We start from the raw sequence: 18,792 nt of genomic DNA, 5'->3' as shown, positions 1-18,792 counted from the left end.
CCCCGCGCCTACGCGCTTGAGTTGCATATCTGTTGCGAGCCCGGTCGCCGAGCCCCGGGGTTGCCGGTGGATAAATCGCCTTGCCGCGGAGACGAGGCGGGCCGCGCGCTGACACAATTGCTTCGTATGTGCTGGAAGGTTGAGCCGGCGGGCAGATTCGGGGACTGCGCATGCGCCCCTAAAGCCCGCCCGAGGTTGGGATCCAATGACGAACAAACCGCCGCCGCAGGGAAGGCCGCCCCGGCTCGATCCCTATCGTCCATCCGACGAGCGGGCACGGCCGCCCCAGCAGCGTGGCGGCGATCCGTACTTCGATCAGACCTATCCGCCGCGGGACGGCGGACGGACGGGCTATCCGCAGGATCCTTATGCGCCCGCCGCGCACCCTCAGCAGCGCATGGCACCGCTCCAGACCGGAGGACGATCGGGCGCTCCCGACCCCTACTACGCGCAAAACAGCCGCGCGGCCCGGCCGCGCGAGCGCTCCGGCTTCGGGTCTGCAATTTTCTACAGCGTGCTCGGCCTGATCGCGATGGCGGCGGGCGCGGTTGCATTCGCCGTAGTGGCGCTGCCGGCCAACTTCGTGCGCGACCGGGTCGTGCTCGCCGTGAAGGAAAAGACCGGACGCGACCTCGTGATCGCCGGGCCGGCCTCGTTCTCGATCTATCCGACGCTCGGCATCTCGCTCGCCGACGTTTCGCTCTCGGCCGGACCCGGCTTTGCGGGGCAGGCGCCGCTCGTCACGATGAAGGCGCTCGACGTCAGCGTCGCGCTTTGGCCGCTGTTGCAGCGGGACGTGCGCGTCAGCTCGCTGGTGCTGCGCGAGCCCGTGTTCACGCTCGAGGTCGACGCCAACGGAAACCGCTCCTGGGATTTCGCCGAGGCGGACACTCGAGGCGCGCGCGTGCGGTTGGCGCAAGCGGGCGGGCTCGCGCGGCCCGACACTCAGATCTCGGATGTGCCGCAGAGCACACTTCCCGCCGAGCGGGCGCGCGAGCGTTCGATGCTGCGCGTTTCCGACCTCAAGCTCGAGGACGTCCGGATCGACAACGGCACGCTCCACTGGCGCGACCAGCGCACCGGCGGCGCCTCCGAGTTTTCAGCCATCAATATCAAGATGGCGCTTGCCGCCATGTCGGAGCCGCTGACGGCCGCCGGTCACCTCGACTGGAAGGGCAAGACGGTGCGCTTCGACGGCGCGCTGACTTCGCCCGCCGACATCGCCGACGACCGGCCCGCCAAGCTCAAGATGGTGCTCGGCGCGGACGCGCTCGACGCGACGTTCGAAGGCTCGACGAAGCTCAAGGGCGATCTCAGCGCCGAAGGCATCCTGTCGGCCAAGTCGGCGTCGGCGCGGGCGCTGGCGGCATGGTTCGGCGGCGATCTGCCGCCGTCGCAGGGTTTCGGCGCGCTCAAGGCCAAGGGCCTGCTGCGCGGAACGCCCGGTCAGCTCTCTTTCTCGACAGCCGAAATCGAACTCGACCGGACCACGGCGCGGGGCGACATCAAGCTCGATACGCGCGGGGCGCGTCCGAACGTGACGGCCACGCTCAAGCTGACGGAACTCGACCTCAATCTCTATTCGTCCAACGGGGCGAGCGACTCGCCGCCGCCGCGCGCGCCGGCCGCCGACGTGGGTGGCGGTCAGGCCGCTGGTCCCGCTCCGGCCAAGACCAAAGCGACCTCGATCGACGATCTTCTGCAGGACAGCGAAATGCCGGCCGCGCCGGGGCCGCGCGTCAAAGGCTTCACGAAGCGGGATGGCTGGGGTGACGAACCGCTGCGGCTCGCCGCGCTCGGCAGCCTGGATGCCAACGCGCGTCTTTCGATCGGCAAGCTCACCGTCAGCACAGTGCGGCTCGACCAGTCCGACGTCACGGTGGCGCTGAAGAACCGGGTGATGACGACGACGCTCAACGATGTGCGTCTCTACCAGGGCACGGGCCGCGGCACGATCACGCTCGACGGAACGCGTGGCACGGCGGCCCACATGACGGCCAACGTTTCGCTCGACGGCATCGAAGCGCTGCCGCTGCTCAAGGACACGGCCGAGTTCGACCGCCTGACCGGCAAAGGGCGGCTTTCGTTCGCCGTGGCGGGCCAGGGCGCGACCGAGCGGGAGATCGTCGGCACGCTCAACGGCAAGATCGACGTGGCGTTCCACGATGGCGCGATCGTGGGCATCAACGTCGCGGAGATGCTGCGCGGCGTCAGCCAAGGCAAGTTCGGCGGCCTCTCCGGCTCGCCCACCGACAAGACCGACTTCAGCGAGATGACGTCGACATGGACGCTCACGTCCGGCGTCGCGGAGAACAAGGATCTCAAGCTCGTGAGCCCGCTCTTGCGGGTCGGCGGGGCGGGGCGCGTTTCGCTGCCGCCGCGCGAGGTGGACTACATGCTGCGCCCCAAGCTGGTCGCGAGCCTGCAGGGCCAGGGCGGTGGCGCCGAAGCGCTGTCGGGGCTCGAAATCCCGGTCCGCGTGCACGGCGCATGGGACAATCCCAAGTTCACGCCGGACCTCTCAGGCGTTCTTAGCGATCCCAACAAGGCGATGGAGACGATCAAGCAGATCGGCGGCAACCTCAACGGCAAGAACGCGAACGAGATCGTCGACGGCCTGATCGGCGGAACGAAGGAAGAGCGCAAAGCCAAGAAGGCGCAGGGCAAGAAGCTGCTCGAGCAGTTTTTGAACCCTCAGTGACGACCGCGTGATTTGTTTTCGTAGCTCACGCAGCGCCTTCCGATTTTGCCGTCAGAAACGGCGCGAGGATTCGTTAAGAAGGGTGCGACGACCGCGCGCGGAATTTTGATCCCGCAGGGGCAAATTTCTACTTGCGATGGGGGGTCACTTGCATCATATCACTCGTCTCCGTTCGTCCACCTGCCCTTAAGGTCAAGGACTTCCATCCCCACACCCCCAGGTAAGGAGCGTTCGGGTTAAATCTGTCTGCTGGTTGGGGAGGGTCATATGGCCTTTAATGACACCCTCTTCCAATTGGGGATGGACTTGACTCGTTCAAGCCCCGCCCAAAAGGAAGATCTTTCCGCGTCTGCGCAGGGTGCGCACGCGGCACTTGAGGACGCTGCCAACGACCGCATTAGCGGCCGTCATTCTGGCCGCCATCTCCTTGTCGATCTCTACGGTGCCCACAATCTTGACGACACCGGGCATGTGGAACGGACTCTCAGAAAATGCGTGGACGCAGCCGGCGCAACGCTGCTGCACCTCCATGTCCATGCGCTTGAGCGCACGGGCGGCGTCACTGGCGTCGCCGTGCTTGCGGAGAGCCATATCTCGATCCACAGTTGGCCGGACCAGGGCTATGCCGCGCTTGACGTGTTCATGAGCGGCGACGCCGATCCGCAGCGCGCCGTCTCCGTGCTCACGGAGGCGTTTGGAGCTGCCCGGGTGATCGTCAAGACGCATACCCGTGGCGAGGCTCCAGGCAAGGCGGCAACCTGCAAAGCCGGCGCGAAGGCAGGCAAGGCGCCGAAGGGCGCTTCCGTCGCTAAGCCCCGCGCTGCACGGAAGGCGAAGGCCGCCTGACGGCGGCAACGCTTCAAGCCCGACAACCTGTCAGACAGAGACAGAGACGCGGGTCCGGACCACCGGACCCGCGTTTTCGCGTGTCTGCATTTCGGTTGTTTTCGCGCGTTCGCGCACGGCGTTGACTTCGCGCGTTCGCGCGCTGGCTTGATCAGTGTTTGCCGTTGGTGAGCTTCTTGATTTCCATGATGCCGCGGTTCACCTCTGCGCCAAGCAGGATGATGACCGCCGTCACCTGGAAGAAGATCATCGCGATCATGAGCTGCGACAGGCCGGCGTAGAACCGCGCATAGTTGCTGATCGAAAGATAGTACGAATAGAAGCCTGCGATCGCGAGCCAGAGCACGACCGAGAACGCAACACCTGGCCATACGTCCGCCAGGCGGCGCTCTCCGGCCGCGAGCCACAGGTGGAAGGCGAGGAGCTGGGTGCCGATGACGGCCGCGCCGAGCGTGTAGCGCACCGCCGGGGCGAGCCACGTCGAATCGAGGAATGACCTGATCAGCGATGGCTCCACCCACGAGGGCTCGAACTGCGCGGCGAGCGCGGGGCCGACGACGACCGCCCAGGTCAGCACCAGCATCGAGGCGCCGCTGATCAAGACCAGCAACATGCTGAGCGCGAGGCACACGGGATAAGGCCGTGTCTCCGAGACGCGGTAGGCGCCGTTCAAGGCCGCGCGCAGCGTCTCGACCGCGCTGGTGGCAAAGAAGAGAGCCAGGAAGCCACCGAAGGTCAAAAGATCGATGCGGGTCTGGCCCATGATGGCGTCAACCTGCGGGGCCAGCGCCTTGGCGACATCGGGCGGCAGGTTCCGGAAGAGCTGCGAAACGGCCTCCGCCGCCAGCTCCCGGCCGCCGAACAGACCCGCAAGTCCACCGAGGAAAATGCAGAACGGGAAGAGTGAGACCACGAAAGAGAACGCAACCGCACCCGCCATCGCGAAGCCCGAGTGCTCGTAGAGGCGGTAGAGGGCGGCCAGGAACTGTTTGTAGCGCTTCATTCGTGGGCGATCTGATCGTGGATTAGGCTCGTCGGGGGGTGACCGTAGTCCATAGCGCGCATTGAGGTCCATGTCCTGCCGGACACGCATCTCCATCAAATGCCCAGTTTTGCCGAACGCCGGTTTGCCGAACACATGGGCACCGTTAACGCTCCAGGCCTCCGCATGCGGCGTTCCGGCACGTGTCCCGGCGCTTCTGGCAGCGTGCAACGCTGTCGCGCCGTCGCGAGATGTCTTGACGGCTGGGCTCGGAAATTTGCACATGACAGCCGGAATTGACGCCCCCGCCGAGCCTGCCGGTCCGAAATGGCCTCGGGGTCGTACCCGCACCCAAGAGCAAAATCATCTGAGGAGACTGATCCATGGCGGCTGTTGAGCTGAAGTCGGAGAGCGACCTTCTGGCGGCAGGGCCCGAACGCCTCATCGCACGTACGGCCGAGGTGGTCGAAGCCGCAGATCGTATCCTCGGCCTCGCCAAGACGGGCGCGCGCGCGCGGATCAAGGCAGTCGGCGGCGTCGATGAAGCGCAGCACACGGCGCACGGCCTCGCCTGGCTCGCGACCACGGTGGAGGCGCTGCGCCAGATGAACCTCTGGGCCGCCCGCCTCAAAGACGAGGGCGCCTTCGGGGAGCCGGAACAGCTCATCCTGCTCGCCGCCTTCGCCGAGTACGGCGCGCAGATCGCCGGCGGCATTCCCATGAGCCAGCTCGAAATCATCCGTCCGGATGCGCTCGGCGTGCCGCGCGCGGACGTCCGCAAGTACGAGGACGCCATCGCCGACGTGGTCGAAGCCGGCAGCGCGGAAAGCGTGAAGGCGAAGCTCGCCGAGTTCATCAAGCATCAGCAGGGCGCCACGACATTCGGCAACTCCGGCCTCGACGAGACGATGGCCGCCATTCACGAGCAGATGCGCACCTTCTCCGAAGCCGAGGTGGTGCCGCATGCCCACGAGTGGCATCTGCAGAATGCCTACATCCCGCTCGAGATCGTCGAGAAGGTCGCCGAGCTCGGCGTGTTCGGCCTCACGCTGCCGGAGGAATACGGCGGGCTCGGTCTCGGCAAGCTCGCCATGTGCGTCGTGTCGGAAGAGCTGTCGCGCGGCTATATCGGCGTCGGCTCGCTCGGCACGCGCGCCGAGATCGCGGGCGAACTGATCCTGCACAACGGCACGGCCGAGCAGAAAGAAAAGTATCTGCCGAAGATCGCCACCGGCGAGATCCTGCCGACGGCGGTGTTCACGGAACCGAACACGGGCTCGGACCTCGCCTCGCTCAAGACGCGCGCGGTGAAGAGCGGCGACACCTACAAGATCACGGGCCAGAAGACGTGGATCACGCATCCCGTCCGCGCCGACATCATGACGGTGCTGGCACGCACGAACCCGGACGAGAAGGGCTACAAGGGCCTCTCGATGTTCATTGCCGAGAAGCCGCGCGGCTCGGACGAGAACCCGTTCCCGGCCGACGGCATGACCGGCGGCGAAATCCACGTGCTCGGCTATCGCGGCATGAAGGAGTACGACATCTCCTTCGACGGCTTCGAGGTGCCGGCTGCAAACCTGCTCGGCGGCGCCGAGGGCCAGGGCTTCAAGCAGCTCATGAACACGTTCGAGGGCGCGCGCATCCAGACCGCGGCGCGCGCTGTTGGTGTCGCTCAGTGCGCCATGGACCTCGCGCTCAAGTACGCACTCGACCGCGTACAGTTCGGCAAGCCGATCTACTCGTTCCCGCGCGTCGCCAACAAGGTGGTGATGATGGCGGTCGAGACCATGATCGCCCGCCAGCTCTCTTACTTCGCGGCACGCGAGAAGGACGAAGGGCATCGCTGCGATCTCGAAGCTGGCATGGCCAAGCTGCTCGGCGCACGCGTCGCCTGGGCGAACGCGGACAACGCGCTGCAGATCCACGGCGGCAACGGTTTCGCGCTCGAATATCCGGTGAGCCGCGTGCTGTGCGACGCGCGCATCCTCAACATCTTCGAGGGCGCAGCCGAAATCCAGGCGCAGGTGATCGCGCGGCGCCTGCTGGAAGAGAAGGCCTGATCCGTCCTTTCGTCTTTGCACAAGAGGGGTCAGGCCACCGGGTCTGGCCCCTTATTTTTTGAAAGTCTACCGAAGTGCTCATTGCGCCCGCGTGGCTCTGGATCGTGTTCACGGTGGCCGGATCTGCGGCGCAGACCGCGCGCACGGCCATGCAGCGCGAGTTGATCGACGTGCTCGGCACGATCGGCGCGACGCATGTGCGCTTCCTGTTCGGCCTGCCGTTCGGGCTCCTGTTCCTCGCTCTCGTCGCGCTTCTGATCCGTGACCCGTTGCCGCCCATCACCGCGCCTGCCCTCGCCTGGATCGCCGGGGGCGCGATTTCACAGATTGCCGCGACGGCTCTCATGCTCGCGGCCATGCGCGAGCGGTCGTTCGTGGTGGCGACGGCGCTGGTGAAGATCGAGCCGGTCTGGATCGCGCTCGCGGGGGCCGTATTCCTCTCTGACCCGCTGACGCCCGCGGTTCTGGCCGCGATCCTGGTTGCAACGCTCGGCGTGCTGCTGACCTCGTGGCCGCGACCAAGCCACGGCGGGCGGACGCCCTCGGCCGGCTCGGCGGTGCTGGGACTTGCGGCGGGCGCGCTGTTCGGCTTTGCCGCCATCGGCTATCGCGGCGGCATCGGCGCGCTCGGCGGCACCTCGTTCGTGGCGGCGGCGACGCTGGCGCTCGCCATCGCGCTCATGCTGCAGACGGCGCTGCTCACAGGCTATCTGGCGCTGCGCGATCCGGGCACACTGCGGGCGATCGCGCGCGCGTGGCGGCCGTCGCTGTTCGCCGGTTTCATGGGCGCGCTCGCGTCGCTGTTCTGGTTTCTCGCCTTTGCGCTGCAGAGCGCGGCGCTGGTGCGCACAGTGGCGCTGATCGAAATCCTGTTCGCCCTCTTCGTGTCGCGCGGGATTTTCCAGCAGCGGCTCGGCGCGCGCGAAGGCGTCGGCCTGCTGCTGCTGGTGGCGGGCGTGGCCGCCGTTCTCAACGCCGCGTGACGCGTTGCGGCCCGTATCGCGCTCAGATCACTTTCCACTTTTCCGGAAGCACTCTAAACACCCGGTATGACCCAAAAATCCATTCTGATCACAGGGGCGTCGTCGGGCATCGGATTGGCCTCCGCGCGCCTGCTCCGGGCCAAGGGCTGGCGCGTTCTGGCCACGGCGCGCACCGAGGCTGACCTCACCATGCTGCAGCGGGACGCGGGCGTCGAAGCCCTGCATCTCGAACTCGCGGATCCGCGGTCTGTCGCGTGGTGCGCGAGCGAAGCGCTCCGCCTGACGGACGGAAAGCTCACGGCGCTGTTCAACAACGCGGCCTACGGGCAGGTCGGCGCGGTGGAGGATCTCGATCCGGCCGTCCTGCGCCAGCAGTTCGAGGTCAACCTGTTCGGCACGCACGATCTGACCCGGCGGGTGATGCCGGCCATGCGGGCCAACGGACACGGCCGGATCGTGCAATGCTCGTCCGTGCTCGGCATCGTCTCGGTGCCGTATCGCGGCGCCTACTGCGCGTCCAAGTTCGCGCTCGAAGCCTTGAGCGATGCCATGCGCCACGAGCTTCGGGGAACGGACATCCACGTCTCGATCATCGAGCCGGGGCCGATCCGCACGCGCTTCGTGGAGCGCGCACTCGCGACCTTCCGCGCCACGGTCGATATCGAGAACTCCGCCCATCGCACCACGTATCTGGCGCGGCTCGCCGCCATGGAGCAGGGCGGCAAATCCACGTTCAAGCTCGAGCCCGAAGCAGTGGCGTGGAAGCTCGTGCATGCCGTTGAAAGCCCGCGGCCAAAGCGGCGCTATGCCGTGACGATCCCGACCTACATCGCGGCCGTTAGCAAGCGCGTTCTGCCGGCGTCGCTCGCGGACTGGATCGCGCAACGGATCTGACACAGCGCGCGGAGCGGCGTCGAAAAACCGTCAGTTCACCATTCATCAACATCTGACAGATATCGTATGTCGACGGATGTACAGTGTGCACCATGCGCATATGGCGCTGCACGCGGGGTGGGTATTCGATCATGTCGTTACTGGACACTCTCACACGCACCTTGTTCCCTAGCAAAGCGGCGGCCGCTCCCAAGAACGCCGGCAAACGCGGCGAGGATCTTCGCAGCGTTGTACGCGTTCCTCAGCGGATGCGGACCGGCTTCGTGTGGAACGAAAAGCTAATTACGGCTCGCCCGTGCATGTTCAAGGACCTGTCGGTCAAGGGCGCGCGCGTCGAAATTCTTGGCGATCCCATCAAGGCCAGCCTGCTTGCCGAAGGCGTGCTGGTTTACTTCGACACCGAGAAGCACGAGATTCTGTGCTCCGTCGCGTGGTCGAGGGGTCCGGCGCTCGGCCTCCGGTTCGAAGGCCGGCCGCGTCCGCCGTCACGCAAGTACGGCCGCTAGACGGTCCGAAGCCGCGCCTCAGTTGGCGAAGCGGAAGTGCATGACGTCGCCGTCCTTGACGACGTACTCCTTGCCTTCGAGGCGCATTTTGCCCGCTTCCTTCGCACCCACTTCGCCGTTGGTCGCAACGTAGTCGTCGTAGGCGATCGTTTCGGCGCGAATGAAGCCCTTCTCGAAGTCGGTATGGATCACGCCCGCGGCCTGCGGCGCCTTGGTGCCGCGCGTGATGGTCCAGGCGCGCGCTTCCTTCGGCCCGACCGTGAAGTACGTCACGAGATCGAGGAGCTGATAGCCGGCGCGGATGAGGCGGTTGAGGCCGGGCTCGGCGAGCCCCATCTCGGCGAGAAATTCGGCACGGTCGTCTGGGGGCAATCCGGCAAACTCGGCCTCGATCTTGGCGGAGATCACAACCGTGACGGCGCCTTCGGCCTTGGCGCGTTCGGCGACGCGGGCCGAGTGGGCGTTGCCGTTGGCGGCCGAGGCTTCCTCGACATTGCAGACGTAAACCACGGGCTTCGACGTGAGCAGTTGCAGCTCGACGAAGGTCTGGCGCTCCTCGGGCGTGATGTCGGCCATGCGGGCGGGCTTGCCGGCGCGCAGGGGAGCCAGCGCCTTCTCCATCACGGCGAACAGCGCCTTGCTGTCCTTGTCGCCGCTCTTGGCCTTCTTCTCGACCGGCCCAATGCGCTTTTCGAGGCTTTCCATGTCGGCGAGCATCAGCTCGGTTTCGACGACCTCCGCGTCGGCCAGCGGATCGATGCGGTTCTCGACGTGGGTGACGTCATCGTCCTCGAAGCAGCGCAGCACGTAGGCCACGGCGTCGACCTCGCGGATGTGCGAGAGGAACTTGTTGCCGAGGCCTTCGCCCTTGGAGGCGCCGCGGACGAGGCCCGCGATGTCGACGAAGGTCAGCCGCGTGGGAATGATCTGGGCGGACTTGGCGATGGCGGCGAGCTTGTCGATGCGCTCATCGGGCACGCCGACCTCGCCGACGTTCGGCTCGATGGTGCAGAACGGATAGTTCGCCGCTTCGGCCTGCGCCGTCTGCGTGAGCGCGTTGAAGAGCGTGGACTTGCCGACGTTCGGCAGACCCACGATGCCGCATTTGAATCCCATGGGACAATTGCCTTCGGGGTGAGGTTCGATTGGTCCGAGGCCGTACACCGGCCCCGGCCGGGGATCAATGCAAAACGGCCGCCGGGGCGGAGGTGTCGCGGCGATACCGGGTGCGGGCGCGCAAACAGCCGAAACGGGCGGCCGATTTAAGTAAAAAGGCGGCCGCCTTCGCGGTCGCCTCGCTTGCGGCCCTCAACCGGCCGTCATGTCACTCGCTGTCGTCTTCGCCCATCACTTCGTCGGAGGCCGTCAGCAGACCGATGCTCGGGTTCTTTCCGCAGTACTGGCCGATCTTCTCCATGTCGGCGACGAACTCGTCGGTGTCGAAGATCTTGTTCTCGGCGTCGGACGCCTGGTAGCCCGCGATCCACATCAGGATGAAGCCTAGGCCGTCCTCGTCCTTGGCAGACGTGCTGGTGGCTTTCTCGCATGTCAGGGTGGCGAGATCGACCGCGCCGGCCCCGTGCGCCGTGGCGTTCGCGCCCAGGTTCTTGCCGGCAACCGTCAGGAGCCCGAGCTTGGGCTGCGCCTTGCAGGCGGCGAGGATCTTGTCGAAATCCTTCGCGAGGCCGTCGAAGTCGATGACGGAGCCCTGTTCGTCCGTGGTGGAGTAGCCGGCGATCCAATAGAGGATGCCGCCCATGCCGGACTTGTCGTTGTCCGTGCCCTTGTCGATGCTCTCGAGGAGCTGCGAGCAGCTCACCGTGGAAATATCGACCTTCTCGGCCGACGCCGGCGATCCCGAGCTTCCGATCATCGCCAAACCAATGGCCATCACGGCCAACAGACGCTGCATGTTGTCATTCCCCGCTTGTCTGACCACGGCCGCGATGGGTCGCTGGCCCGCGCAAACGCTCCTAATGCGGATGGCTTTTCCGAGCCTGACCAGGAATGTGCCAAGCGGTTACCCCCGGCTGATCAACGGACTTTCGTCAGCTCAAAGGCCGAGTAGCTTGAAGGGCTTGGCAGCTTGTCTTTGTCGGTCATGGCGTCGGCCAGGGCCTCGGCGAGGTTCGTGCCCTCTTCCATATCCTTGACCGCGATGACCATGAACGGGCGCTGCCATTCGGTGGCGGCGCCTTTTGCGCACGTGGGGCAGGGCTCGCGATACTGGCCGAGATTGAGCGCTGAAATCGCGACGGTGTCCTGCACCGCGCCCTTGACGATTTCGGCGGTGCGGAGTGCGCGACGTCCGGCGCGGGCCAACTCCTCGGCGGGATTGCCTTCCTGCGACGCCGTCCCGACGGCTACGATTTCGCGCGCGCTCGACAGACCGTCGCGAACCTCCTGGTCGAGCACATCGCGGGCGAGCTCGTCGCCGGTGATCACGCGGCCGTCCTTCTCCAGATTGTCGGAGCTGCCGCGCACCCAGAGAAACTGCTTCTTGGCGACAACCACGTCAAACGTGCCGCGCCGGCCGCTCTTGTCATAGCCCTCGATGGCGAAAATCAGCGTGGTGCGCGTCTGCCGCTCGGGCTCGGCCGGCGGCAGGGGAGCGATCTCCGTCTGCACGAAGGGCGCGGCGTAGGGATTGACCACGGTGTTGTGCACGACCACGGCTGTCGTGGTGGCGACGACGGTGGAGCCCAGCGCCACGGCGGCACCTGCCTTCGTTTGCAGGAACGAGGCGATCCAGTTGTACCAATCCTGCCAATTGCGGATGCGGTCGAACCACTTGTAGGTGCTCCACGCGCGTCGCGCCTTCTTGGATTTGCGGAATTGCTCCTTGAGCCCGCTGGTATCGAGAGGCATGGCTTCCCCCGTTCGCGTTAGAGTCGTGCTTCTCACCGGAAAACCGGTTTCCACTTTTCCGGAAGCACTTTTTTGTCGTGCTTCTCACCGGAAAACCGGGTTCCCACTTTTCCGGAAGCACTCCTGCCGTTTCTTCCCTGGACGCAGCCTAGCGCGGCATCTCAACAGAAACGAGACGCGGCGCCACGCAGATCCGCATCAATCGTCGGTCTTGCGGCTCGCGAGCCACTTCTTGAGGTTTTCGGCGATCGCATTGGCGCTTTTTCCCGCCCGCTCGCCGGCCGGGTGGCTGCGGGGCCGGGCGGGCCTGACCGGCTCGCGCGCAGGTTCTTCTCCGTCGGGCTTGGAAGCGGCCTTGTCTTTGCGCGCGTCAGGCTCTTTGCGCGGATCGGATTGGCCGAGGTCCTTGGCGACGTCCGTCAGGAAGCGGGATTGATCGTTGCGCACCAGCCGCGGCGCGGCCTTGGCGATGGCCTCCAGCAGCGGGGCGAGCCAGGCTTCGTCGGCCTTGGCGAAGTCGTTCAGCACCCAGCGCGCCACCAGCTCCTTCACACCCGGATGGCCGACGCCGATGCGCACGCGCACGTAGTCGTTGTCGAGGTGGGCGGAGATCGACCGCAAGCCGTTGTGGCCCGCGTTGCCGCCGCCCGTCTTCACTTTCAGCTTGCCGGGCGCGAGATCGATCTCGTCGTAGAACACGACAATGTCCGCTTCCGCGATCTTGAGGAAGCGCGCGGCTTCACCGACGGCGCGGCCGCTCTCGTTCATGTACGTATCGGGCTTCAGCAGCAGCACTTTTTCGCCAGCCAGCTCGCCGTCGGCAGCCTGGCCCTGAAACTTGCGCTTCCACGGTCCAAACCCGTGCGCGCGCGCGATCTCGTCCACGGCCATGAAGCCGACGTTGTGGCGGTTGCGGGCGTACTGGCTGCCCGGGTTTCCCAGGCCAACGAAGAGCTTCATTGCGCTCCTACTACTCGGATCGAGACCGATATCGATGCTCCGGGGCGGCGCCCGCGGGGCGAACTCAAACGACGTGCGACCTCAAAAACGAAAAAGGCCGGCTCCCCGTATAGCGGGGCGCCGGCCTTTCGTGCAAATGCGCGTGCGGCTTACTTCTTGCCAGCGGGCTTGGCAGCGGGAGCCGCCTTGCCGGCTGCAGCGGCGGGTGCACCCTTGGCAGGTGCCGCGCCCTTGGCGGCCGGAGCGGCGCCCTTGGCTGCGGCAGCGGCCTTCGGATCGACAGCAGCGGCTTCGCCAGCAGCGGCGGCAGCTTCTTCGTCGTCCTTGTTCTTGGCGCCTGCGATGGTCGCGATCGTGAAGTCGCGGTTCGCGATCACCGGCTTCACGCCTTCCGGCATGGTCACGGCGGAGATGTGGATCGACTTGCCGATTTCGTAGCCTTCGAGATCGATCTCGAATGCCGCCGGAATGCGGTCAAAGGGGCAGAAGATCTCGACGTCGTGGCGCACGATGTTGAGAACGCCGCCGCGCTTCAGGCCAGGCGACTGAGCATGATTGACGAAGCGGACCGGCACCGAGACGCGGATGACGCCGTCCTTGCCAATGCGCAGGAAGTCGACGTGGATCGGGTGGTCCTTGACGGGATCGACCTGCACGTCGCGGGGAATGACGCGGATCTTGTTCGAACCAACGGCGATCTCGAAGACCGACGAGGTGAAGTGGCCCTTGATGTACTGCTTCCAAAGATCATTGCCGTTGATGGCGATGATTTCGGCGGGCTGATTGTCACCATAGATGACAGCAGGAACGTTTCCTTCGCGGCGAGCTTGACGTGCGGCCCCCTTGCCGGCACGTGGGCGCGCCGTGGCCTTGATCTCTACGATCTCAGACATGGCATTTTCTCCAATGAAAAAAGGGCCTTAATTCAGGCCCATGGGCTGCGGCCGGCCTCCAAGGGTGCCGGGCAGGTCTCGCGCAGGTGCTTGAGATGGGCGGCTTATACCCGTGGCGCGCCCGCTTGGCAATCGGCCACGGGGGCCGGCGGGCCTGCCGGCACGGCCCAATCGGGCGCCCGCGGGCGGGCCTCGGGCGCGGTTAACCCCGGGCCGGGGCGGCGCCCTGACCCTGCCCCGCTCCCTGTGCTATCATTGCGGCAACGCATGACACGAGACGCCGCGGGCTTGATCTGGCAACACGTCCTCGCCGACACTTTCGCCAACAGGGCCGCCACCGACAACGCGACTGGACCCATTTTTCGAGATGAACCGCAAGACGACCAAACGCCGGCCGGCTCAAGAGCAGGACCAGCTCATCTTTTCGGCGCTGCAGGAGTCCGGGCGGCCGGTCTCGGCCTACGAGCTCATCGACCAGCTCCGCGACCGGGCGACGCTGGCACCGCAGACCGTTTACCGCGCGCTCGACCGGCTGATCGCATCCGGCTCGGCCCATCGGCTCGAATCGCTCAATGCCTTCGTCGCGTGCTGCCAGAGCGCGCATGAGGGCACGGCGGTGTTTGCGATCTGCGACGAGTGCGGCACGGTTTCGGAGTTCGCCGAGCCGAGCGCGGTCGAGGCGCTGGCGGGTTGGGCGAAACGGTCGAACTACACCGTGCGCGCGATGACGCTCGAACTCCGGGGCCGGTGCGCGACGTGCTCGGCGCGCGCCGCGTGACACCGGTGCGGCCCGTCAGGACCATCGCTCTCTGAAATGAAAAAGCGCGGCCCAGTGGACCGCGCTTTTCTATTCTTCGTCTCGTCGCCGGAGATCAGGCTGCGCCGTGGCGCGCCTGGCTCGCTTCCATGACGTCCTCGAACGTGCGCAGGCCCGTCGTCGGAGCGGAGACCAGCACCGCCATGTTGCCCGGCTTGTGCTCGTTCTTCATCATGCGCATGTGGGCCTTCGGGATCTGGGCCCAGGCGAAGACCTCGGACATGCACGGATCGATGCGACGCTCAACCACCAGCTTGTTAGCCTGTGCGGCCTGAGCGAGGTTGGCGAAGTGCGAGCCCTGCACACGCTTCTGATGCATCCAGAGGTAACGGGCGTCCATGGTGAGGTTGTAGCCGGTCGTGCCGGCGCAGATCACCACCATGCCGCCGCGCTTCACGACCTGCACCGACACGGGTATCGTCGTTTCGCCGGGGTGTTCGAAAACACAGTCGACGTTGACGCCCTTGCCCGTGATTTCCCAGATGGCCTGGCCGAACTTGCGCATTTCCTTCAGCCACGTGCCGTATTCCGGCGAGTTGACCTTCGGAAGCTGGCCCCAGCAATTGAACTTCTTGCGGTTGATGACGCCCTTGGCGCCGAGCTGCTTGACGAAGTCGAACTTGTCGTCCTCCGACACGACGCCGATGGCGTTGGCGCCGGACGTCGCGCAAAGCTGCACCGCGAACGCGCCGAGACCGCCGGCTGCGCCCCAGACGAGCACGTTGTGGCCCGGACGCAGGACGTGCGGACGATGGCCGAACAGCATGCGGTAGGCGGTGGCGAGGGTCAGCGTGTAGCAGGCTGCCTCTTCCCACGTGAGGTGCTTCGGACGCTCGAGAAGCTGGCGGTCCTGCACGCGGCAGAACTGCGCGAACGAGCCGTCCGGCGTCTCATAGCCCCAGATGCGCTGGCTGGTGGAGAACATCGGGTCGCCGCCGTTGCACTCCTCGTCGTCGCCGTCGTCCTGGTTGCAATGGATGACGACTTCGTCGCCGACCTTCCAGCGCTTCACCTTCGAGCCGACGGCCCAGACGATGCCGGACGCGTCCGAACCTGCGATGTGATACGGCTGCTTGTGTACGTCGAACATCGAAATCGGGGTGCCGAGCGAGGCCCAGACGCCGTTGTAGTTGACGCCGGCGGCCATCACGAGAACGAGCACGTCGTGGCTGTCGAGCTCCCAGGTCGGCACGACCTCGACTTGCATAGCCTTATCGGGCTCGCCCTGACGGTCGGCGCGGATCGCCCATGCGTACATGTTCTTCGGCACGTGACCGAGCGGCGGAATCTCGCCGATTTCGTAAAGATCCTTCTTGGCCGCAACAACCGCAGGCGCAGCCGGTGTCGTTGTGCTGCCTTTGGTTGCGGCGCTTTGGCTCGACATGTTCTCGTGTCTCCCTGACGCGAAGATGCTTCCAGGCCTGCAGTGGCGGCCCGGCGGGGTTCTCCCGTATCTTGTCGGCTCGTTTCAAGCACTTTTTCGCGCCGCAATAAAGGGGCTGTGGCGCAGAGCATCACCGCGATCCTCAATTGCGCGCATTCGCGGGCCCGCTCAGAGGCCAAATCCGCCCGCCGTATGGGCTCCGACGCCCGGGAAAGAGTTCTCACGAAGAGTTAATGAAGGCGCGCTAGAACTGCTGGCTTGGCCTTTTTTCCTAGCCCATCGGAGGACGCCCCATGATGTTGGAAGACATCCACAAAGCCTTCAGCGACATCATCATGGCCGACTCGCTGAGCTACTGGATCGTGGGAGCGCTGACGCTGCTGGCTTTTCTGGTTATGCGCGCGATGTTCCCCTCCAAGTCGCTCGCCATCGTCTATGCGCCCGCCCTCTTCTGGGGCGGGCTCGCTGGCATCTACATCGCCAATCAGGCCGGTTTTTACGTCGGCACGGAACGGAGCGCGCAGATCGTCGTGTCCTCGACTTTCGGCATGTGCGCGGCGCTCTTGATCATGATCGGCCTCACCCGCCTGGTGGACGCCATCCTGCGCATCCGCTCGCCGCTGACCAACGCCACCCGTATGAAGGCCTAAACCTCCCGCCCCCGTGACGAATTAGAGACTTTTGCCTTGCACCCGGCGGCCGGTACGCTATGGGACAGCGGATATGCGGGCGAGGGTTTTATGATGTCGGACAAATCGGGCAAGGACGTTGGGAAGGGCGGCGAGCGCGACAAGCCGTGGCTGTTCCGTACGTATGCCGGCCATTCGAACGTCGCCAAGTCGAACGAGCTGTACCGCAAGAACCTCGCCAAGGGTCAGACGGGCCTTTCGATCGCCTTCGATCTCCCGACCCAGACCGGCTACGACAGCGACCACGAGCTCGCGAAGGGCGAAGTCGGCAAGGTCGGCGTGCCGGTCTCGCACCTCGGCGACATGATGACCCTGCTCGACGGCATCCCGCTCGACCAGATGAACACGTCGATGACGATCAACGCGACGGCGGCGTGGCTGCTGTCGCTCTACATCGCTACGGCCGACGCGACGGGTGCTGCGCGCACCAAGCTCACCGGCACGATCCAGAACGACATCATCAAGGAATACCTGTCGCGCGGAACCTACGTGTTTCCGCCCGAGCCGTCGCTGCGGCTGATCAAGGACACGATCGTGTTCTCGTATCTCGAGGTTCCGAAGTGGAACCCGACGAACGTCTGCTCGTACCATCTGCAGGAAGCCGGCGCGACGCCCGTGCAGGAACTTTCCTATGCGCTCGCGACCGCCATCGCCGTGCTCGATACGGTCAAGGCCTCGGGCGAAGTGCCGGACAAGGACTTCGGGACGGTGGTCGGGCGCGTGTCGTTCTTCGTCAACGCGGGCATGCGGTTCATCACCGAAATCTGCAAGATGCGCGCGTTCAACGAGCTGTGGGACGAGATCACGCGTGAGCGCTACGGCGTGACCGACGCCAAGAACCGCATGTTCCGTTACGGCGTGCAGGTCAACAGCCTCGGCCTCACCGAGCCGCAGCCGGAAAACAACGTCTATCGCATCCTGCTCGAAATGATGGCGGTGACGCTGTCGAAGAAGGCCCGCGCGCGCGCCGTGCAGCTTCCCGCCTGGAACGAGGCGCTCGGCCTGCCGCGCCCGTGGGACCAGCAGTGGTCGCTGCGCATGCAGCAGATCGTGGCCTACGAGACGGACCTGCTCGAATACGGCGACATCTTCGACGGCTCCGAGGAAATCGCGCGCAAGGTCGCCTCGCTCAAGGAAGAGGCGAAGGCCGAGCTCGCCACCATCGAGCGGATGGGCGGCGCCATCGCGGCCATCGACTACATGAAGCGCCGCCTCGTCGAGAGCAACTCGTCGCGCGTGCGCCAGATCGAAACCGCCGACCAGATCGTCGTCGGCGTCAACAAATGGACCGAGACGGAGCCGTCGCCGCTGACCGCGGGCGAAGGCGCCATCATGGTCGTCGACCCGGCCGTCGAGGCCGAGCAGGTCGGCCGCCTCAAGGCGTGGCGCGAGCAGCGCGACGCCAAGGCCGTGGCCAAGGTGCTGGCGGATCTCGAATCGGCGGCCAAGGAAGGCCGCAACATCATGGAAAGCTCGATCGCCTGCGCCAAGGCAGGCGTGACGACCGGCGAGTGGGGCACGACGCTGCGGCGCGTGTTTGGCGAGTACCGGGCGCCGACGGGCGTTGCGCAGGCGGCCCCCGAGCGTTCGAGCGGACAGCTCGACGGGATCCGGGCCGCCGTGGAGGACGTGTCGACGAAGCTCGGCCGGCGCATCAAGTTCCTGGTCGGCAAGCCGGGCCTCGACGGGCATTCGAACGGCGCCGAGCAGATCGCGGTGCGCGCCCGCGACGTCGGCATGGAGGTCGTGTACGAGGGCATCCGGCTGACGCCGGCCCAGATCGTGCGCGCCGCCGTGGACGAGAGCGCGCACGTGGTCGGCCTTTCGATCCTGTCCGGCTCGCACGTGCCGCTGGTCTCGGAGCTCATGGACCGCATGCGCAAAGAAGGTCTCGGCGACATTCCGGTCGTCGTCGGCGGCATTATTCCGCCCGAGGACGAAGTGAAGCTCAAGAGCTTCGGCGTCGCGGCCGTCTACACGCCGAAGGATTTCCAGCTCAACGACATCATGGCGGACATCGTGCGTCTCGTCGAAGGCCACGAAAAGGCTGCCTAGAGATCCGTTCCACTTCGCGTGGAACTTTGGGGCGGTCTTGTGCTTTGTCTTGCGTCTTATCGGAAAACCGCTTCTCACTTTTCCGGAAGCACTCTAGGCCTTGTGCTTTATCGTGCTTCTAGTCGGAAAACCGGTTCCCACTTTTCCGGAA

16 protein-coding genes are annotated in these 18,792 nt (G+C 65.6%); 9 read left to right on the top strand and 7 right to left on the bottom strand.

The genetic code is table 11. The features are described 5' to 3' along the window. The first annotated feature begins 205 nt into the window (after positions 1–205). Both K2Y42_RS11260 and speD read left to right on the top strand, forming a co-directional pair. Positions 206–2,701 (top strand): AsmA family protein, encoded by a 2,496-nt coding sequence (locus tag K2Y42_RS11260; protein WP_291152354.1) that lies wholly within the window; start codon positions 206–208, stop codon positions 2,699–2,701. A 300-nt stretch (positions 2,702–3,001) separates the two neighbouring features. After that, the gene (gene speD, locus K2Y42_RS11255) at positions 3,002–3,547 is read left to right on the top strand and encodes an adenosylmethionine decarboxylase (RefSeq protein ID WP_291154025.1); all 546 of its coding nucleotides are present in this window, start codon (positions 3,002–3,004) and stop codon (positions 3,545–3,547) included. A 151-nt stretch (positions 3,548–3,698) separates the two neighbouring features. Here the strand turns inward: speD and K2Y42_RS11250 are convergent, their stop codons facing one another. Beyond that, positions 3,699–4,550: a YihY/virulence factor BrkB family protein gene (locus K2Y42_RS11250; RefSeq protein ID WP_291152352.1), complete on the bottom strand. Its 852-nt coding sequence runs from the start codon at positions 4,548–4,550 to the stop codon at positions 3,699–3,701. Positions 4,551–4,912: 362 nt separating this feature from the next. Between K2Y42_RS11250 and K2Y42_RS11245 the strand changes: the two genes are divergently transcribed. The 4 genes from K2Y42_RS11245 to K2Y42_RS11230 all read left to right on the top strand — a co-directional run bounded on the left by K2Y42_RS11245 (position 4,913) and on the right by K2Y42_RS11230 (position 8,975). Continuing rightward, positions 4,913–6,592 (top strand): acyl-CoA dehydrogenase family protein, encoded by a 1,680-nt coding sequence (locus K2Y42_RS11245; protein ID WP_291152350.1) that lies wholly within the window; start codon positions 4,913–4,915, stop codon positions 6,590–6,592. Positions 6,593–6,666: 74 nt separating this feature from the next. Continuing rightward, positions 6,667–7,575: an EamA family transporter gene (locus K2Y42_RS11240; RefSeq protein ID WP_291152348.1), complete on the top strand. Its 909-nt coding sequence runs from the start codon at positions 6,667–6,669 to the stop codon at positions 7,573–7,575. A gap of 66 nt (positions 7,576–7,641) precedes the next feature. Further along, a complete protein-coding gene (locus tag K2Y42_RS11235) occupies positions 7,642–8,469 on the top strand; it encodes an SDR family NAD(P)-dependent oxidoreductase (RefSeq protein ID WP_291152347.1) in 828 nt (275 codons plus the stop codon). A 131-nt stretch (positions 8,470–8,600) separates the two neighbouring features. Further along, positions 8,601–8,975, top strand: a complete 375-nt coding sequence (locus K2Y42_RS11230; RefSeq protein ID WP_291152345.1) for a hypothetical protein — start codon at positions 8,601–8,603, stop codon at positions 8,973–8,975. A gap of 18 nt (positions 8,976–8,993) precedes the next feature. Here K2Y42_RS11230 and ychF read toward each other — a convergent pair whose 3' ends face one another. From ychF to K2Y42_RS11205, 5 genes are all read right to left on the bottom strand, one after another. Then, the gene (gene ychF, locus K2Y42_RS11225; RefSeq protein ID WP_291152344.1) at positions 8,994–10,091 is read right to left on the bottom strand and encodes a redox-regulated ATPase YchF; all 1,098 of its coding nucleotides are present in this window, start codon (positions 10,089–10,091) and stop codon (positions 8,994–8,996) included. A gap of 208 nt (positions 10,092–10,299) precedes the next feature. Next, positions 10,300–10,887: an HdeA/HdeB family chaperone gene (locus tag K2Y42_RS11220; protein WP_291152342.1), complete on the bottom strand. Its 588-nt coding sequence runs from the start codon at positions 10,885–10,887 to the stop codon at positions 10,300–10,302. Between the two features lie 122 nt (positions 10,888–11,009). Next, positions 11,010–11,843: a hypothetical protein gene (locus K2Y42_RS11215; protein ID WP_291152340.1), complete on the bottom strand. Its 834-nt coding sequence runs from the start codon at positions 11,841–11,843 to the stop codon at positions 11,010–11,012. A 198-nt stretch (positions 11,844–12,041) separates the two neighbouring features. Further along, positions 12,042–12,803: an aminoacyl-tRNA hydrolase gene (pth, locus tag K2Y42_RS11210; protein WP_291152338.1), complete on the bottom strand. Its 762-nt coding sequence runs from the start codon at positions 12,801–12,803 to the stop codon at positions 12,042–12,044. Positions 12,804–12,952: 149 nt separating this feature from the next. Then, positions 12,953–13,696 (bottom strand): 50S ribosomal protein L25/general stress protein Ctc, encoded by a 744-nt coding sequence (locus K2Y42_RS11205; RefSeq protein ID WP_291152336.1) that lies wholly within the window; start codon positions 13,694–13,696, stop codon positions 12,953–12,955. A 367-nt stretch (positions 13,697–14,063) separates the two neighbouring features. On the opposite strand from K2Y42_RS11205, the gene K2Y42_RS11200 reads away from it, so the two are divergent. Next, positions 14,064–14,474 (top strand): Fur family transcriptional regulator, encoded by a 411-nt coding sequence (locus K2Y42_RS11200; protein ID WP_291152334.1) that lies wholly within the window; start codon positions 14,064–14,066, stop codon positions 14,472–14,474. Between the two features lie 94 nt (positions 14,475–14,568). Here the strand turns inward: K2Y42_RS11200 and ccrA are convergent, their stop codons facing one another. Next, positions 14,569–15,897 carry a crotonyl-CoA carboxylase/reductase gene (ccrA, locus tag K2Y42_RS11195; RefSeq protein WP_291152332.1) on the bottom strand — a complete coding sequence of 443 codons (1,329 nt, stop codon included), beginning with the start codon at positions 15,895–15,897 and terminating at the stop codon, positions 14,569–14,571. A gap of 293 nt (positions 15,898–16,190) precedes the next feature. Here ccrA and K2Y42_RS11190 point away from each other — a divergent pair, with 293 nt between their 5' ends. Beyond that, on the top strand, positions 16,191–16,547 hold the full coding sequence (locus K2Y42_RS11190) for a hypothetical protein (RefSeq protein WP_291152330.1): 357 nt from the start codon (positions 16,191–16,193) through the stop codon (positions 16,545–16,547). Between the two features lie 93 nt (positions 16,548–16,640). After that, complete coding sequence (locus K2Y42_RS11185) at positions 16,641–18,641, top strand: protein meaA (RefSeq protein ID WP_291154024.1); 2,001 nt, start codon at positions 16,641–16,643, stop codon at positions 18,639–18,641. The last annotated feature ends 151 nt before the right edge of the window (positions 18,642–18,792 follow it).

Source organism: Hyphomicrobium sp., from assembly GCF_019744875.1.
GTDB lineage: Bacteria > Pseudomonadota > Alphaproteobacteria > Rhizobiales > Hyphomicrobiaceae > Hyphomicrobium_C.
Note: the sequence above shows the minus strand (reverse complement) of the source record. Positions and strands in the feature narration are given on the sequence as shown.

What these genes read in the sequence shown, in the direction of transcription:
- K2Y42_RS11250 (WP_291152352.1), bottom strand. Translation starts at nt 4,550, where the DNA reads ATGAAGCGCTACAAACAGTTCCTGGCCGCCCTCTACCGCCTCTACGAG.
- K2Y42_RS11205 (WP_291152336.1), bottom strand. Translation starts at nt 13,696, where the DNA reads ATGTCTGAGATCGTAGAGATCAAGGCCACGGCGCGCCCACGTGCCGGC.
- ychF (WP_291152344.1), bottom strand. Translation starts at nt 10,091, where the DNA reads ATGGGATTCAAATGCGGCATCGTGGGTCTGCCGAACGTCGGCAAGTCC.
- K2Y42_RS11220 (WP_291152342.1), bottom strand. Translation starts at nt 10,887, where the DNA reads ATGCAGCGTCTGTTGGCCGTGATGGCCATTGGTTTGGCGATGATCGGA.
- K2Y42_RS11190 (WP_291152330.1), top strand. Translation starts at nt 16,191, where the DNA reads ATGATGTTGGAAGACATCCACAAAGCCTTCAGCGACATCATCATGGCC.
- ccrA (WP_291152332.1), bottom strand. Translation starts at nt 15,897, where the DNA reads ATGTCGAGCCAAAGCGCCGCAACCAAAGGCAGCACAACGACACCGGCT.
- K2Y42_RS11200 (WP_291152334.1), top strand. Translation starts at nt 14,064, where the DNA reads ATGAACCGCAAGACGACCAAACGCCGGCCGGCTCAAGAGCAGGACCAG.
- K2Y42_RS11185 (WP_291154024.1), top strand. Translation starts at nt 16,641, where the DNA reads ATGTCGGACAAATCGGGCAAGGACGTTGGGAAGGGCGGCGAGCGCGAC.
- K2Y42_RS11235 (WP_291152347.1), top strand. Translation starts at nt 7,642, where the DNA reads ATGACCCAAAAATCCATTCTGATCACAGGGGCGTCGTCGGGCATCGGA.
- K2Y42_RS11230 (WP_291152345.1), top strand. Translation starts at nt 8,601, where the DNA reads ATGTCGTTACTGGACACTCTCACACGCACCTTGTTCCCTAGCAAAGCG.
- K2Y42_RS11245 (WP_291152350.1), top strand. Translation starts at nt 4,913, where the DNA reads ATGGCGGCTGTTGAGCTGAAGTCGGAGAGCGACCTTCTGGCGGCAGGG.
- pth (WP_291152338.1), bottom strand. Translation starts at nt 12,803, where the DNA reads ATGAAGCTCTTCGTTGGCCTGGGAAACCCGGGCAGCCAGTACGCCCGC.
- K2Y42_RS11260 (WP_291152354.1), top strand. Translation starts at nt 206, where the DNA reads ATGACGAACAAACCGCCGCCGCAGGGAAGGCCGCCCCGGCTCGATCCC.
- speD (WP_291154025.1), top strand. Translation starts at nt 3,002, where the DNA reads ATGGACTTGACTCGTTCAAGCCCCGCCCAAAAGGAAGATCTTTCCGCG.
- K2Y42_RS11215 (WP_291152340.1), bottom strand. Translation starts at nt 11,843, where the DNA reads ATGCCTCTCGATACCAGCGGGCTCAAGGAGCAATTCCGCAAATCCAAG.